Annotated in this window: 15 protein-coding genes; 10 read left to right on the forward strand and 5 right to left on the reverse strand. The window is 71.6% G+C overall.

Going from position 1 to position 14,052, the window contains the following annotated elements; genetic code table 11:
* Positions 1 to 3 precede the first annotated feature (3 nt).
* The 4 genes from IEY70_RS08790 to IEY70_RS08805 form a co-directional block, all read right to left on the reverse strand.
* The gene (locus tag IEY70_RS08790; protein WP_189064622.1) at positions 4 to 1,257 is read right to left on the reverse strand and encodes an MFS transporter; all 1,254 of its coding nucleotides are present in this window, start codon (positions 1,255 to 1,257) and stop codon (positions 4 to 6) included.
* Entirely contained in the window at positions 1,254 to 2,513 is a 1,260-nt protein-coding gene (locus tag IEY70_RS08795) for an ATP-grasp domain-containing protein (protein ID WP_189064623.1), read from the reverse strand. The genes IEY70_RS08790 and IEY70_RS08795 overlap by 4 nt, the downstream gene beginning before the upstream one ends.
* 213 nt (positions 2,514 to 2,726) lie before the next feature.
* Positions 2,727 to 3,272, reverse strand: a complete 546-nt coding sequence (locus IEY70_RS08800; protein ID WP_189064624.1) for a MerR family transcriptional regulator — start codon at positions 3,270 to 3,272, stop codon at positions 2,727 to 2,729.
* Complete coding sequence (locus IEY70_RS08805) at positions 3,269 to 4,243, reverse strand: NADPH:quinone oxidoreductase family protein (RefSeq protein ID WP_189064625.1); 975 nt, start codon at positions 4,241 to 4,243, stop codon at positions 3,269 to 3,271. Before IEY70_RS08805 ends, IEY70_RS08800 begins: the two co-directional genes overlap by 4 nt.
* Positions 4,244 to 4,447: 204 nt before the next feature.
* On the opposite strand from IEY70_RS08805, the gene IEY70_RS08810 reads away from it, so the two are divergent.
* The 10 genes from IEY70_RS08810 to IEY70_RS08855 all read left to right on the forward strand — a co-directional run bounded on the left by IEY70_RS08810 (position 4,448) and on the right by IEY70_RS08855 (position 12,753).
* Positions 4,448 to 6,244 carry an acyl-CoA dehydrogenase gene (locus IEY70_RS08810; protein WP_189064626.1) on the forward strand — a complete coding sequence of 599 codons (1,797 nt, stop codon included), beginning with the start codon at positions 4,448 to 4,450 and terminating at the stop codon, positions 6,242 to 6,244.
* 257 nt (positions 6,245 to 6,501) lie between these two features.
* Positions 6,502 to 7,278 carry an SDR family oxidoreductase gene (locus tag IEY70_RS08815; protein WP_189064627.1) on the forward strand — a complete coding sequence of 259 codons (777 nt, stop codon included), beginning with the start codon at positions 6,502 to 6,504 and terminating at the stop codon, positions 7,276 to 7,278.
* On the forward strand, positions 7,275 to 7,742 hold the full coding sequence (locus IEY70_RS08820) for a MaoC family dehydratase (RefSeq protein ID WP_189064628.1): 468 nt from the start codon (positions 7,275 to 7,277) through the stop codon (positions 7,740 to 7,742). The genes IEY70_RS08815 and IEY70_RS08820 overlap by 4 nt, the downstream gene beginning before the upstream one ends.
* Positions 7,739 to 8,164 carry a PaaI family thioesterase gene (locus IEY70_RS08825; RefSeq protein WP_229777792.1) on the forward strand — a complete coding sequence of 142 codons (426 nt, stop codon included), beginning with the start codon at positions 7,739 to 7,741 and terminating at the stop codon, positions 8,162 to 8,164. The genes IEY70_RS08820 and IEY70_RS08825 overlap by 4 nt, the downstream gene beginning before the upstream one ends.
* A complete protein-coding gene (locus IEY70_RS08830) occupies positions 8,161 to 8,505 on the forward strand; it encodes a hypothetical protein (protein ID WP_189064629.1) in 345 nt (114 codons plus the stop codon). The genes IEY70_RS08825 and IEY70_RS08830 overlap by 4 nt, the downstream gene beginning before the upstream one ends.
* A complete protein-coding gene (locus IEY70_RS08835) occupies positions 8,502 to 9,734 on the forward strand; it encodes an acyl-CoA dehydrogenase family protein (RefSeq protein WP_189064630.1) in 1,233 nt (410 codons plus the stop codon). Before IEY70_RS08830 ends, IEY70_RS08835 begins: the two co-directional genes overlap by 4 nt.
* Before the next feature lie 6 nt (positions 9,735 to 9,740).
* Positions 9,741 to 9,953 carry a hypothetical protein gene (locus tag IEY70_RS08840; protein WP_189064631.1) on the forward strand — a complete coding sequence of 71 codons (213 nt, stop codon included), beginning with the start codon at positions 9,741 to 9,743 and terminating at the stop codon, positions 9,951 to 9,953.
* A 153-nt stretch (positions 9,954 to 10,106) separates the two neighbouring features.
* Positions 10,107 to 10,922 carry an SDR family oxidoreductase gene (locus IEY70_RS08845; RefSeq protein WP_189064632.1) on the forward strand — a complete coding sequence of 272 codons (816 nt, stop codon included), beginning with the start codon at positions 10,107 to 10,109 and terminating at the stop codon, positions 10,920 to 10,922.
* A complete protein-coding gene (locus IEY70_RS08850; protein WP_189064633.1) occupies positions 10,919 to 12,061 on the forward strand; it encodes a phosphotransferase family protein in 1,143 nt (380 codons plus the stop codon). The genes IEY70_RS08845 and IEY70_RS08850 overlap by 4 nt, the downstream gene beginning before the upstream one ends.
* Entirely contained in the window at positions 12,058 to 12,753 is a 696-nt protein-coding gene (locus IEY70_RS08855; protein WP_189064634.1) for a histidine phosphatase family protein, read from the forward strand. Before IEY70_RS08850 ends, IEY70_RS08855 begins: the two co-directional genes overlap by 4 nt.
* Before the next feature lie 3 nt (positions 12,754 to 12,756).
* On the opposite strand, the gene IEY70_RS08860 is transcribed toward IEY70_RS08855, so the two are convergent.
* Positions 12,757 to 13,920, reverse strand: a complete 1,164-nt coding sequence (locus IEY70_RS08860; protein WP_189064635.1) for an acyl-CoA dehydrogenase family protein — start codon at positions 13,918 to 13,920, stop codon at positions 12,757 to 12,759.
* Positions 13,921 to 14,052 lie beyond the last annotated feature (132 nt).

Genomic DNA, 14,052 nt, shown 5'->3' on the forward strand with positions numbered 1-14,052 from the left:
GCATCAGGCCGTGCCCGGCTGCCCGGTGGGCGCAGGCACGTCCTGCACGGGGGCGCGGCCCAGCAGCAGTGGCGCGGCGAACACCAGTAGCGCCGCGACCGTCAGCGCCGTCTGCGTGCCCAGGACCGTGCCCAGCCAGCCGCCCAGCGCCGCGCCGAGCGGCAGGCTGCCCCACAGCAGCGTGCGCGAGGCGGTCGCCACCCGCGCCTCCATGCCGGCCGGCGAGAGCGACTGGCGCAGCGCGTCCTGCCGGATGTTGTACGTGACCACGCAGGCCGTTCCGGCGGCGCGGCCCAGCATGATCAGTGCCAGCCCCAGCGCGCCCGGCGCGGCCAGCGGCACCAGCAGGCCCGCGCCCGCCAGGGCCAGCAGGCCGCCGCGCATGACCCGGTCGTCCGGCACGCCCGACAGGCGGCGGCTCAGGGACGCGCCTGTCAGTCCGCCCAGCCCGCCCACCGTCAGGGTCAGGCCCATCAAGACCGGCGGCACCTGCCACACGCGTAACAGATGAAACGACAGCAGCGTGAACGTCATGGCCCGCGCGAAGTTCACGAACGCCGCCGTGACCGCCAGCCGCCGCAGCAGCCCGTGCCGCCACACGAACGCCATGCCGCGCGCCGCGTCCCCGAACAGCGTGCCCCGCACTTCACGGTCCGCCAGGACCGGGGCGCGCAGACCCAGCAGGCGCAGGCTGGCCGCCAGGAAACTCAGGGACTCACCCAGCAGCGCCGCCGCCGCGCCCGCCTGCGCGATCAGCAGGCCGCTCAGGCCCGGCGCGGCGGCCAGCGCCGCCTGCTCTCCGGCCTGCACGGCCCGGTTCGCGTCCCGGCGGTCCTCGAAGTGCGCCAGCCAGCGCTGCGTGGACGCGTCGTGCAGCGCCCCCAGGCTCCCCAGCAGCAGCGCCATGCCCGCCAGCACCGGAGCAGACAGCGCGCCCGCGTGCGCCAGCCCTGCCGCGCCCAGCAGCAGTGCCCCGCGCGCCACGTTCATGCCCAGCATGGCCGCGCGGGGCGGCAGGCGGTCCGCGACGGCGCCCAGCAGCAGACCCAGCAGCAGGTGCGGCAGGAACGCCGCCGCCGTGATCAGGCCCAGCGTCAGGGCGGTGCTGCCCGGCAGGGTCGAGGCGATCACCGGCAGACTCAGCGCACCCAGTTGCTGTCCCGCCGCGCTCAGCGCCGCCGCCTGACCCAGCGCGGACGGCGCGGACGGAACCGGTGCGGGGGGCCGGGGAGAGGCCCCAGCAGTGCGCGGGGTCACGGCCTGCCCACCCGTTCGCCCGGCGCCGCTTCACCCTGCGCGGCGCTGGGGTGCGTGGCGCCGCGCAGGCGGGCGGCGAACCACGCGGCCTGCCCGTCCAGTTCGGCGGCCGTCTCGCCCAGCAGCATCAGGCCGGCGCGGTCGGTGCCGCCCCAGGGGGCCGCGTGCGAGATCAGCATCGGCACGGCGCGGCCCTCCTGCCAGCCTTCGAGCAGCACGCCGCTGAGGGTGTCGGGCGCGCAGGTGCTGGTCAGGATCTCCAGCCGCGCCTGAAGCCCGTGCGCCCGCAGGGCCGGTCCCAGCAGCGCAGCCAGCGTTCCGCCGGTCAGGCGGGGATTCACCTCGGCCACCAGCAGGGGCGCCCCCGCGCCGGGGTCCATCAGGTCCACGCCCAGCACGCCCCGGAATCCCCGCGCGGCGCAGGCGAGCGCCACTTCCGCTCCCAGCGCGGCGCACCCGGCCTCACGCGCCAGCGGGCGGAGCTCCACACCGCTGAAACGCGCGCCGACCAGCCGCTGCACCGTCACGCCCAGCACGGTCACGTCGCCCGGACCGCGCACCGCCACCTGCACGCTCGGACTGGATTCCAGATGCAACCGGGTTTCCAGTACCAGCGGCGCGCCCGCCGGGTAGCGCGCGGCAGCCTCGGCAGCCTCCTGCGGGTCCGCGCAGAAGACCACGTCCGCCCCGCCACCCGTGGGCGCGAAACTGGCCTTCACGACCACCGCGCCGCCCAGCTCGGCGGCGACCGCGCGCACGGCGTCCGGTTCGTTGGGCGTCACCCGGCGCGGCGGCAGGCAGGCCGTCAGCGCCGAGAGCCGCGCCTTGTCCGCCAGTTCCGTCAGCAGGTCCGGCGGCAGCGCCGCGTCACGCGCTGCCAGGTCTGCCGGATGCTGAGGGAACATCGTCACCAGCGGCCCGAACTCGCCGCGCAGGGTCCGCAGCGCCTCCCGGTACGACGCGCGGTCCCGGTACGTCACGACCCGCGCCGGCAACTCGAAACCCACCTGCCGGAACAACCGGGCCTGTTGCGGCGTCCACGCGCTCTCGTGCGCGGCCAGTCCCAGCCCGCCCATCAGCTGGTTCGTGCCGCCCAGTCCCAGATCGGTGTGCAGGTCGCTGCGACCGAACAGCGGATTCTCGAACGGCAACCGGTACGTGACCGCGCCCCCCGGCAGCACGTCTGCCGGACGCAGCGACAGGGACGGACGGAACGGGCGGCGCGCGGCAGGGAACGGCGAAACAGGGTGCGTCAAGACATCACTCCCGGAAGGTAGCTGGGGCGGAGGCGCGCGGGTCAGTCAGCCCGCCCGGGCCTGGGCCCGACCGGACTCGGACACGACGGAACGTGAACGGAACTGCGTGCAGTATTCCCGTCCGCTCCCCGACTGTCGAGCAGAAATGACCATCCGCGCCCACAGCCCACGTTGTCCGGCCAGTCGCTTCCGGCCACCCTCATCCTGCTGCTGTCAGGCCGGGCTGTTCCCGCCCGTGCCGCCCTCGTGTGTGTCGCCCTCGTTGGGTTCGCTTTCCTGCGGGTCGCTGCCTCCGGCGAGGCCGGGCAGGTCGCCGCCGGTGAAGCGTTTGGTGAGCCACCGGTCGAAGCGGGCCATGTTGTTCGCCTGCCGCTCGAAGGCGGCGTTGATGGCGCGCAGGCGGGTGTGCAGCGCTTTCAGGCGCGTGTCGTCGAGGGGAATGTCGGCGCGGGTCCAGTCGCGGCGGTAGTGGCCGTGGATGTCGTGCGTGGCGCGGCGCAGGATGACCATGTCCCGCGCCTCCTCCAGGGTCATGCCGAGGGCGCGCAGGTCGATCAGGTCGCGCAGGAGCCGCAGCGAGTACGGGCCGTACAGCGCCCGGCCGGATGCGGTCACCTGATCGGGTGTCAGGAGGTGCAGTTCGGCGTAGTGCATGACGGTGCGGCGGGTGACACCGGCCTCGCGGGCCAGTTCGGCGGTCGTGTAGAAGGTCGGGGCGGGTTGGGGCGCGGCGGGCTGGGTTGGGGCTGGGTCGGTCACGGCGTGATGATCACTTTACCGGTCACTCGGCGTTCCAGCAGGTCGCGCATGGCGCGCGGGCCGTCCTCCAGGGAGTAGCGTTCGCTGACCAGGGGGCGCACCGTGCCGTCCATGACCCATCCGGCCAGCCGGGCGAGGTTGCGGGCGTTTCCGGCGGGGTCGCGGCGCGCGAACTCGCCCCAGAACACACCCACGACCGACGCGCCCTTCAGGAGCGGCAGGTTCAGCGGCAGGCGCGGAATCTCGCCGCCCGCGAAGCCGATCACGAGGTACCGGCCGCCCCACGCGATGCTGCGGAAGGCACTCTCGGCCCAGCGGTCACCGACGGGGTCGAGGATCACGTCCACGCCCTGTTTGCCGGTCAATGCTTTCAGGGCGTCTTTCAGGTCGGCCTGTTCGTAGTTGATGACCTCGTCCGCGCCGTGCTGGCGGGCCAGTTCGAGTTTCTCGTCGGTGCTGGCGGCGGCGATCACGCGCGCGCCGAGCGCCTTGCCGATCATGATGGCGGCCAGTCCCACGCCCCCGGCGGCCCCCAGGACCAGCAGCGTCTCACCGGCTTTCACCTGCCCACGGTCGATCAGGGCGTGCATGACCGTCCCGTACGCCAGGGGCAGCGTGGCGGCCACGCCGAGGTCCATGCCGTCCGGCAGGGGCATGACGGCGGCGGCCGGGGCGTTCAGGTGCGTGGCGAACGCGCCGGTGCCCGTGAACGCCGCGACCCGCTGGCCCACGCTCAGGCCGCGCACGCCCTCACCGACGGCGGTGATGACCCCGGCGGCCTCCGCGCCCGGCGTGAACGGCAGCGGCGGGCGCACCTGATACTGGCCCATGACCATCAGCGCGTCCGGGTAGTTCACCCCGGCGGCGTGCACCTCGATGGTCACCTCGCCGGGCGCGGGGGCGGGGGTGGGCGTGTCGAGGACGGTCAGGGTTTCGGGCTGGTCGAAGGCGGTGCAGGTCAGGGCGCGCATGGGGGTTCCTCCAGGGGAAAGGGGCTTGGGGGTGGGTTGAGGCTGTGCGTCCATCTTAAGCCAACTTGACGCACACGTTCAAAGTTGACGTGCACGTTCACGGTCGGTAGGCTCTGGGTATCCACAGACGCGCGGGGCAGCCCCGACCGGCGGAGCCCGCCCGCCCCACCTTCCACCCTTCCCTGTACCCGAGGAGCGACCCGCATGGCCCCCTTCCTGAACCGACGCGACCTGCAATTCCAGCTGTTCGAGGCCCTCGACACCGAGGCCCTGACCGCCCGACCCCGCTTCGCGGAGCACAGCCGCGAGGTGTACGAGGACATCCTGAACGTCGCGTACACCGTCGCCGACCGCTACTTCGCCAACCACGCCCGCGAGGGTGACCTGAACGAACCGCACGTCGTGGCGGGCCGCGTGCAACTCCCGGCTGCCGTGAGCGACGCCATGCGCGCCTTCCGCGAGGCCGGGTTCTTCAGCGCCCACCACGACGAGGACCTGGGCGGCCTGCAACTGCCGTGGGTGGTCATGCAGGCCGTGCAGGCGCACTTCCAGGCGGCGAACGTGGGCAGCAGCGGCTACCCCTTCCTGACCATCGGGAACGCCAACCTGCAACGCATCTTCGCCTCGCCCGAACAGCAGCAGAAGTACATGCTGCCGCTGCTGGAAGGCCGCTGGTTCGGCACCATGGCCCTCAGCGAACCGCAGGCCGGGTCCGGACTGGCCGACATCACCACCACCGCCACGCCCCTCGCTGACGGCACGTACGCCATCAGCGGCACCAAGATGTGGATCTCGGGCGGCGAGCACGAACTCAGCGAGAACATCGTGCACCTCGTCCTGGCCCGCATCGCGGGCGGCCCGGCTGGCGTGAAGGGCATCAGCCTGTTCCTGGTCCCGCGCTACCGCGTGCAGGCCGACGGCAGCGTCGGCGAGAGCAACCATGTCGTCCTGGCGGGCCTGAACCACAAGATGGGCTACCGGGGCACCACCAACACCCTCCTGAACTTCGGCGAGGGTGGCCAGACGGTCGGCGAGATCGTCGGCGAACCGGGGCGCGGACTGGCGCAGATGTTCCACATGATGAACGAGGCCCGCATCGGCGTGGGCATGGGCGCCGTCATGCTCGGCACCGCCGGGTACCTCGCCAGCCTGGAGTACGCCCGCGACCGCCGCCAGGGCCGCCACGCCAGCAACAAGGACCCGCACGCCGCGCCCGTCCCGATCATCGAGCACGCCGACGTGCGCCGCCTGCTGCTGCGGCAGAAGGCCTTCGTGGAGGGCGGACTGGCACTCGGCCTGTACGCCAGCCGCCTCGTGGACGACCTGCAGACCGGCCCCGAAGCAGAGCGCGCCGACACGGGCCTGCTGCTGGACCTGCTGACCCCCATCGTGAAAAGCTGGCCCAGCAAATATAGCCAGGAGGCCCTCAGCGACGCCATTCAGGTCATGGGTGGCGCCGGGTACACCCGCGACTTCCCGGTCGAGATGTACTACCGCGACAACCGCCTCAACCCCATCCACGAGGGCACGGAAGGCATTCAGGGCAACGACCTGCTGGGCCGCAAACTCACCCAGGCGGGCGGACGCGGCCTGGAAGTGCTGCTGGAACGCATTCAGGCCGACCTGAACGCCAGCGACGATCTGGACGGCCTGGACGACATCCGCGCCGCGCTGCGTACCGCCGTCACGCAGTGCACCGCCGCGCTGGGCGCCCTCCTGCCGCGCGCCGCCGAACTCGGCCCGGACCTGCTGCTGGCGAATGCGAACAGCGCCCTGGAGATGATGGGCCACACGGTCGTCGGGTGGATGTGGCTGCGTCAGGCCGCCGCCGCCGCCCGCGCCCTGCCCGGCGCGCGTCCCAGCGACCAGCCGTTCTACCAGGGCAAACTGCACGCCGCGCGCTTCTACGCCACGCACGAACTTCCGAAAGTGCAGGCGCACGCGGACCTGCTGGCCAGCGCCGACCGCACCACCACCGACATGCACGCCGACTGGTTCTGACGGCCACTCGCTTCGCTGCGCGCCCTGCACCCGGTTCCGTGCGGGTGGGAGAGGTCCGTTCCCGGCTGGGGGCGTGCCTCCGTGCCTGGGTGCGCAGCCGACCCCGCCCGTAGAACTTCCGCGTGCGTACAAAATTGACGTTCACGTAAACTTTCGATTATGCTGGGCTGGTCACCCAACCCACCCTCACCCGGCCACCCGGCCGACCCCCTCCCGGTCAGACCTCCCCGTCAGACCCACCAGTCCAAGGAGTCCACATGTCCCTGAACGACCTGTTCAACCTCAGCGGCCGCGTCGCCCTGATCACCGGCGGCAGCCGCGGCCTGGGCCTTCAGATCGCCGAGGCGCTCGGCGAGTACGGCGCCACCGTCGTCCTGACCGCCCGCAAACAGCACGAACTCGACGAGGCAAAAACCCACCTTTCAGCCCTGGGCATCACCGCGCACGTGTACGCCAACGACCTCGGCGCCTTCGACACCATCGACCCCCTCGTGGAACGCATCCACGCCGAGGTCGGCCCGATCGACATCCTCGTGAACAACGCCGGGGCCACCTGGGGCTCACCCACCGTGGATCACCCGCTCGAAGCGTGGATGAAGGTCATGAACGTCAACGTGAACGGCCTGTTCCTGATCACCCAGAGCGTCCTGAAACGCTGCATGCTGCCCGCCGGGAAGGGCCGCATCGTGAACGTCGCCTCGGTCGCCGGCCTCCAGGGCAACGACCCCCGCATGGCCCCCACCGTCGCGTACAACACCAGCAAGGGCGCCGTCGTGAACTTCACCCGCGCCCTGGCCGCCGAGATGGCCGACAAGGGCGTCACCGTGAACAGCATCTGCCCCGGTTACTTCCCCACCAAGATGACCAAGGGCACCCTGGCGTACGGCGAGCAGAGCATCCTGGAATCCACGCCCATGCACCGCCTCGGCACCGACCAGGACCTCAAGGGCCTTGCGCTGCTGCTGTCCAGCGACGCCAGCGCCTACATGACCGGCCAGAACATCGCCGTGGACGGCGGCGCCGGCGTCGTATGACCGCCCCCGCCGGAATCCGGCCGGACGAGCTGGCCGCGCACGTCGGGCAGGAAGTCGCGCTGTCCGACTGGATCACCGTCGACCAGACCCGCATCGACGCCTTCGCGCACGCCACCGGCGACCACCAGTTCATTCACGTGGACCCTGAACGCGCCGCGCAGGGACCGTTCGGCGGGACCATCGCCCACGGCTTCCTGACCCTCTCGCTGCTGGCCGGGGAGTTCATGACCCACGGCGGCGCCCCCCACATCGACGGTGGGCGCATGACCGTCAACTACGGTCTGAACCGCGTGCGCTTCATCGCCCCCGTCCGCGCCGGGGCACGCCTGCGCAACCGCGCCGTCCTCCAGTCCGCCGAACCCGGCCAGGGCTTCGTGCAGATCACGGTCGCCAACACCATCGAGATCGAAGGCGCCGACAAGCCCGCCTGCACCGCCGAGAGCGTCTTCCGGGTGTACCTGTGACCGGTGCTCCCGCCGACATGCTCGCCATGGCGCAGGGCGTGCTGGACGCCCAGCCGTTCAGCACCCTGGTGGGCGCCCGCGCGACCCGCTTCACGCCCGACGGGGTCGAGGTGAGCCTCGCGCTGCGGCCCGACCTGACGCAGCATCACGGCTTCGCGCACGGCGGCCTCCAGGCGACCCTGGCCGATATCACCCTGACGTTCATGGGGGCCGCCGTGCTGGGCCCCAGCGTCCTGACGAGCGAGTTCAAGATCAACTTCCTGCGGCCCGCGCAGGGCGACACCCTGATCGGGCGCGGCACGGTGCTCAGCGCCGGGAAACGGCAGGCCGTGACCCGCTGCGACATCTACGCCACGCAGGGCGGGCAGGAGAAACTGGTCGCCACGGCGCTGGGCACCATCGCCCGCGCGGACGTGCCGTGAAGATCGGCGCCGTCTACACCCTGGAGCGGGGCGCAGAGGTCCTGGGCACCCTGACTGTCACGGACACCGGACCGTTCGCCGTGGACGCCACCTTCGATCCCACGCCCGCCTTCGACCCGTACCGGGTTCTGTTCGACGAGGACGCCCGCTACGCGCACCTGATCGCGCAGGACGACGACCCCGCGCTGCTGGAACAGGCCGGGGCGATCCAGGAGAGCCTGCTGGCCCTGAACCTCGTGCTGCGCGGCGACGGGAACACCGGGTACCGCACCTTTCTGATCAGCATCGAGGGCGGCAGCGCCAGCTTCCGCCCCCTGACTCCCGAGGAGGAACCCCTATGACCGTATTCGACGTGACCCCCCGCGCCCGTGACCTGCGCGAACGCCTCACCGCGTTCATGCAGGAACACATCTACCCCAACGACGCCGAGGTGCACCGGCAGATCGACACCGGGAACCGCTGGGAGCACCTGCCGCTGATCGACCAGCTCAAACCAAAAGCGCAGGAGGCGGGCCTGTGGAACCTGTTCCTGCCGCCCGCCAGCAGCCGTGACGGGAAGTACGGCGCGGGCCTGAACAACTTGGAGTACGCCGGACTGTGCGAGATCATGGGCCGCGTCTGGTGGGCGCCCGAGGTCTTCAACTGCTCGGCGCCCGACACCGGCAACATGGAAGTCCTGGCCCGCTACGGCACGCCCGAACAGCAGGAGCAGTGGCTGATTCCCCTGCTGAACGGCGAGATCCGCAGCGCGTTCTCCATGACCGAACCCGACGTGGCCAGCAGCGACGCCACGAACATCCAGTCCAGCATCGTCCGCGACGGCGACGAGTACGTCGTGAGCGGCGACAAGTGGTGGACGAGCGGCGCCGGCGACCCGCGCTGCAAGATCAGTATCTTCATGGGCAAGACCGACCCGGACGCCGCGAAGCACCTCCAGCAGAGCATGATCCTCGTGCCGCTGGACGCGCCGGGCGTCACCAGGGAACGCATGCTGACCGTCTTCGGCTACGACGACGCCCCGCACGGCCACGCGCAGATGACCTTCCGGGACGTGCGCGTGCCCGCCGCGAACATGCTGCTCGGCGAGGGCCGCGGCTTCGAGATCGCGCAGGGCCGCCTGGGCCCCGGCCGCATCCACCACTGCATGCGCCTGATCGGTCAGGCCGAACGCGCCCTGGAACTCATGATCGAACGCGCCGGGCAGCGCACCGCCTTCGGCAAACCCCTGAGCGGCCACCAGCACGTCCGCGAGGCCATCGCGCACTCCCGCATGGAGATCGACCAGGCGAGGCTACTCACCATGAACGCCGCGCACATGATGGACACCGTCGGTAACAAGGAGGCGCGCGGGCAGATCGCCGCCATCAAGGTCGTCGCGCCGAACGTCGCGCTGCGCGTCATCGACCGCGCCATCCAGGTGTACGGCGGCGCGGGCGTCAGCCAGGACACGCCGCTGGCCATGATGTACGCCCAGGCCCGCACCCTGCGCCTCGCGGACGGCCCGGACATCGTGCACACCGAAACCGTCGCGAAAGTCGAGATGAAACGCCACGCCGCCCGCCAGGGCTGAAGGCGGATGAAGGTCAGTCTGAAGACGGTGTCCGGGGAGCGGGTGCTGTTTCTACCCGAGAGCCTGGGAGAGGCCTACGAGCCGGGACGCGTCGTGGAGCTGGTTCCGGTGATCGGTGGCGTGAAGGTCCGACCTGTCGGTCTCACGTTCACCGAGGCGGCAACCCGGCTGTTCACTGAGAAGTCCGATCTTCTGCAACGCCTCGGTGACGGCGAGTGACAGGGATCAGGTACCCTGTCGTCATCTGTAGTTAAACCGCGTGGGACATGAAGCCGGAAGAGGCTGTCGAGGCAGTGACCGAGCGTTACGGCTGCTCTTCACTGACCAGCAGGTTGCTGGGACATCGATTCAACAACACTGAGGAGCGAAACCATGGAATTCAACGGAAAAGTGATTGTGGTGACGGGAGCGGCGTCCGGGATCGGGCTGGCGCTGGCGCAGCGGTTCGTGAAGGAGGGCGCGGTGGTCGTGGCGTCCGACCGGAACGCGGAGGTCGGCGCGCAGAAGGCGGCCGAGATGGGCGCGCGGTTCCTGCCGGCCGACATCGGGCAGGAGGCGGGCGTCAAGGGCCTGATCGACGACGTGCTGGCCAACGAGGGCCGCATCGACCTGCTGTGCTCGAACGCCGGGATCGCCATCGGGGAAGGGCCGGAAACGAGTGACAAGCACTGGGACCTGATTCACCGCGTGAACGTGATGAGTCATGTGTGGGCGGCCCGTCACGTGCTGCCGCACATGCTGGAGCGCGGCGAGGGGTACCTGCTGAACACGGCGTCGGCGGCGGGCCTGCTGACCGAACTGCACTCCGCGCCGTACGCCGTGACCAAGCACGCGGCGCTGGCGTTCGCGGAGTGGCTGGCGATCACGTACGGTGACCGGGGCATCAAGGTCGCCGCGCTGTGCCCGGAGGGCGTGTGGACGCCCATGATCCAGAACGCGCCGCTGCTTCAGCAGACCGCGATCACCACCGACGAACTGGTCGAGAAGACCCTGGAAGTCCTGCGCGCCGACGGCTTCCTGGTGACCACGCACCCGAGCACCCTGAAGTCCTTCCAGAACAAGGCGAACAACTACGAGGAGTGGATAAGCAAGATGCGCCACCTGCGCGGCAAGGCCATGAAGCTGCTGGAGGGTCAGGCGTTCGCGGCGCAACCCGACGCGGGCCACCCGGAGGAGTCGCGGGCGTGACCCGACCCGAGACGGCCCCGGTCCGGCCGGGCGAGGAACTGCCGCTGGACGCGCTGCGTGAAGCCATGCGCGGACACGTGTCGGGCGACGTGGACGACCTGAGTGTCGAGCAGTTCCCCGGCGGGTTCTCGAACCTGACGTACCTCGTGCGGGCGGGCGATCCGGCGCGGGGCGGGCAGGAGTACGTGCTGCGCCGCGCGCCGCTGGGGCCGGTCCCGAAGGGTGCGCACGACATGACCCGTGAGGCGCACCTGCTGGAGAAGATTCACCCGGTCCTGCCGGTCGCGCCCCGCCCGGCGCTGATCGTGGAGGACCCGGCCGTGATCGGCTCGCCGTTCTACCTGATGGAACGCCGCCACGGCACGGTGGTCCGCACGCGCCTGCCGGCCGAGTACCGGGACCTTCCGGATGCGGCGCGGCGCATGTCCGGCGCACTGGCCGATACCCTGGCGGACCTGCACGCGGTGGATATCGACGCGGCGGGCCTGCGCGAGATCGGCAAGCCCGAGGGCTTCAACGCGCGGCAGGTGGCAGGCTGGGCCGGGCGCTGGCGGCGCGCACGCGAGGCGCTGCGGGACACGGGTGACCTGCCCTCCCAGGCGGACCTGCGCGACGAACTGGTAATCGCGTGGCTGGAGGCGCACACGCCGCCCGAGAGCGCACACACGCTGGTGCACAACGATTTCAAGCTGGACAACCTGATCCTGGACCCGGCCGATCCGGGCCGCGTGACGGCGCTGCTGGACTGGGAGATGACCACCGTGGGCGACCCGTTGGTGGACTTGGGCCTGACCCTGACCTACTGGACCATGCCCGAGATGCCCGGCGGGGCGCCCAACGAGGTCGGCGCGGCCTCGCCCGGCTTCCTGGGCCGCGACGAACTGGTCGCCCGCTACGCGGCGCGCGCCGCTCGTCACGTGACGAGCGACCCCCAGGCGCACCTCGCGGCGCTGGAACGGGCGCTGCCGTGGTACGAGGTGCTGGGGCACTTCAAACTCGCGGTGATCGTCATCCAGATCTTCGCGCGCTACCGCGCCGGGCAGACCAGCGACCCGCGTTTCGCCCCGCTGGCCGGTCAGGCCGAGTGGCTGATCCGCGAGGCGTGGCGGCGCATCGGGGAGCAGGATGCCCCCGCATGAGTGAACTGATCCTGATCCGCCACGGACAGGCCACGCCGTTCGAGGCCGACACCGACCGCCTCTCGCCGCTGGGCGAGCAGCAGGCCTGGACAGTCGGCGCGGCCCTGCACGCGGCGGGCGTGCGCCCCACACACGTCCTGCACGGCCCGCTCGTGCGGCAGCGGCGCAGCGCGCAGCTGGCCCACCAGCCCGGCTGGCCCGACCCGACCCTGGACGCCAGACTGGCGGAATTCGACGGGGACGGATTGGTCGGTCACCTCGCGCCCATCCTGGCAGAGCGTGACCCGGCCTTCGCGGCGCTGGTGGCCGACCTGGCCGCGCAGACCGGCGGCCCGGAACGCAACCGCGCCTTCCAGAAATACCTCGAAGCCCTGGCCGCCGCGTGGCAGGCCGGAACCCTCACGGACAGCCGGGTCGAACCGTGGGCCGCATTCCGTGCGCGCGTGCGGGCGGCGCTGGCCGACGTGCTGCGCCAGGGCGGCGGCTCGACCGTGCTGGCCTTCACCAGCGGCGGCGTGATCGGCCTGACCGTCGCCCTCGCCCTGGACGCCCCGGACGCCTCCGCGCTGGCCCTGAACTGGCGCGTGAAGAACGCCTCGGTCACGCGGCTGACCTTCGGCGGTGGGCGCGTCAGTCTCGATTCCTTCAACGAGACGCACCACCTGCCGCCCGAGCTGATCTCCTGGCGCTGAAGCCTACGCCCGGTCGGGGGCGTCCAGCAGTGCCGCGCCGTACGCGGTGAGCGCGGCGTCCTCGCCCGGCGGGTGAGTCAGGCCCGCGCGGGCGTCCCGCAGCAGTTTCCCCAGCGGCAGCGCGGCCGTCAGTGCCCCGCCCCCGGCGGCGCGCATGGCGAGGTCCGTGGCGTCCACGGCGGCGTTCGTGCAGACCGCCTTGGCCGCGCCGATCAGCGGGACCGCCCCCGCGCCGGGCTGCCCGTCCGGGTGGGCGTCCCAGGTGGCCGTCGCGTGCGCCAGCAGCGTCCGCGCCGAGAGCAACTGCGCGCCGATGCGACCCACCGTCTCCTGCACGCGCGGCAGCGTGGCGATCGGGGCACCCAGCGCGGTCGGCACCCGCTCGTGCGCGTAGGCGCGCAGGGCGTCCAGTGCCGCCTCACCCACACCCAGGTACGTGGCGGCCACCGCCGTCCAGAACCACGCGCTGCCCGCCGGGTGCGACGCTGCCGGCGGGGCCTGAAGCGCGGCGGGCGCCCGATCGAACACCACATCGTGACTGCCGCTGCCGCGCAGGGCCAGCGCGCCCTCCCAGGTCGGCTCGACGCGCACGCCTTCACCGCGCAGGTCCACCCAGTAACGGCCCACCCGGCCGTCCGGCGTGGCGGCCGACACCAGCGCCCAGCGCAGCGCCCGCGCGCCGGTACTCCAGGTCTTGCGGCCCGTCACGAACCACAGGCCACTCTCGAACCCGCTGCCGTCCGGGGTGGCCACCGTGCGCGGCAGCCCCCCGCGCGACGGACTGCCCAGCTCCGGCTCGCTCGCCAGGGCGTTCAGCAGTTCGCCGCGCACGCCCGCGCCCGCCACGGCGTCCAGCAGGTGCGGCGGCAGGCTGCGGCCCTGGAACGCCGCGCCGGTCACGTGCCCGTGCATCGCCAGGATCAGGGCGAGGCTGGCGTCCGCGCGGCCCACCTCGGCCTGCGCGCGCGCGAACACGCCCAGCCCCGCGCCCAGGCCCCCCGCCTCCGTGGGCACGGTCAGGCGCGTGTACCCGCTCTGCGAGAGGGCCAGCGCCGCCCCTGGCGTCACGTCCTGCGCCACCTCGCACTCGGGCGCGTGCTCCTGAATGGCACGGACGGCGCGCGCCACCACCTGCGCCTGCTCGGCCGTGAACTCGGGAAAGGTCATGCGCGCAGGCTATAGCATCTGCCAGAAAGATCTGTCCTTTATGGCCGAGCGAAGCGAGTGAATTTTACCGAGCAGGGCGCAGAATGGAGGCATCAGGATTCTGTTTTCCTGATGCCGTAATTCGGAGAACTG

This window comes from Deinococcus seoulensis (genome assembly GCF_014648115.1).
GTDB lineage: Bacteria > Deinococcota > Deinococci > Deinococcales > Deinococcaceae > Deinococcus > Deinococcus seoulensis.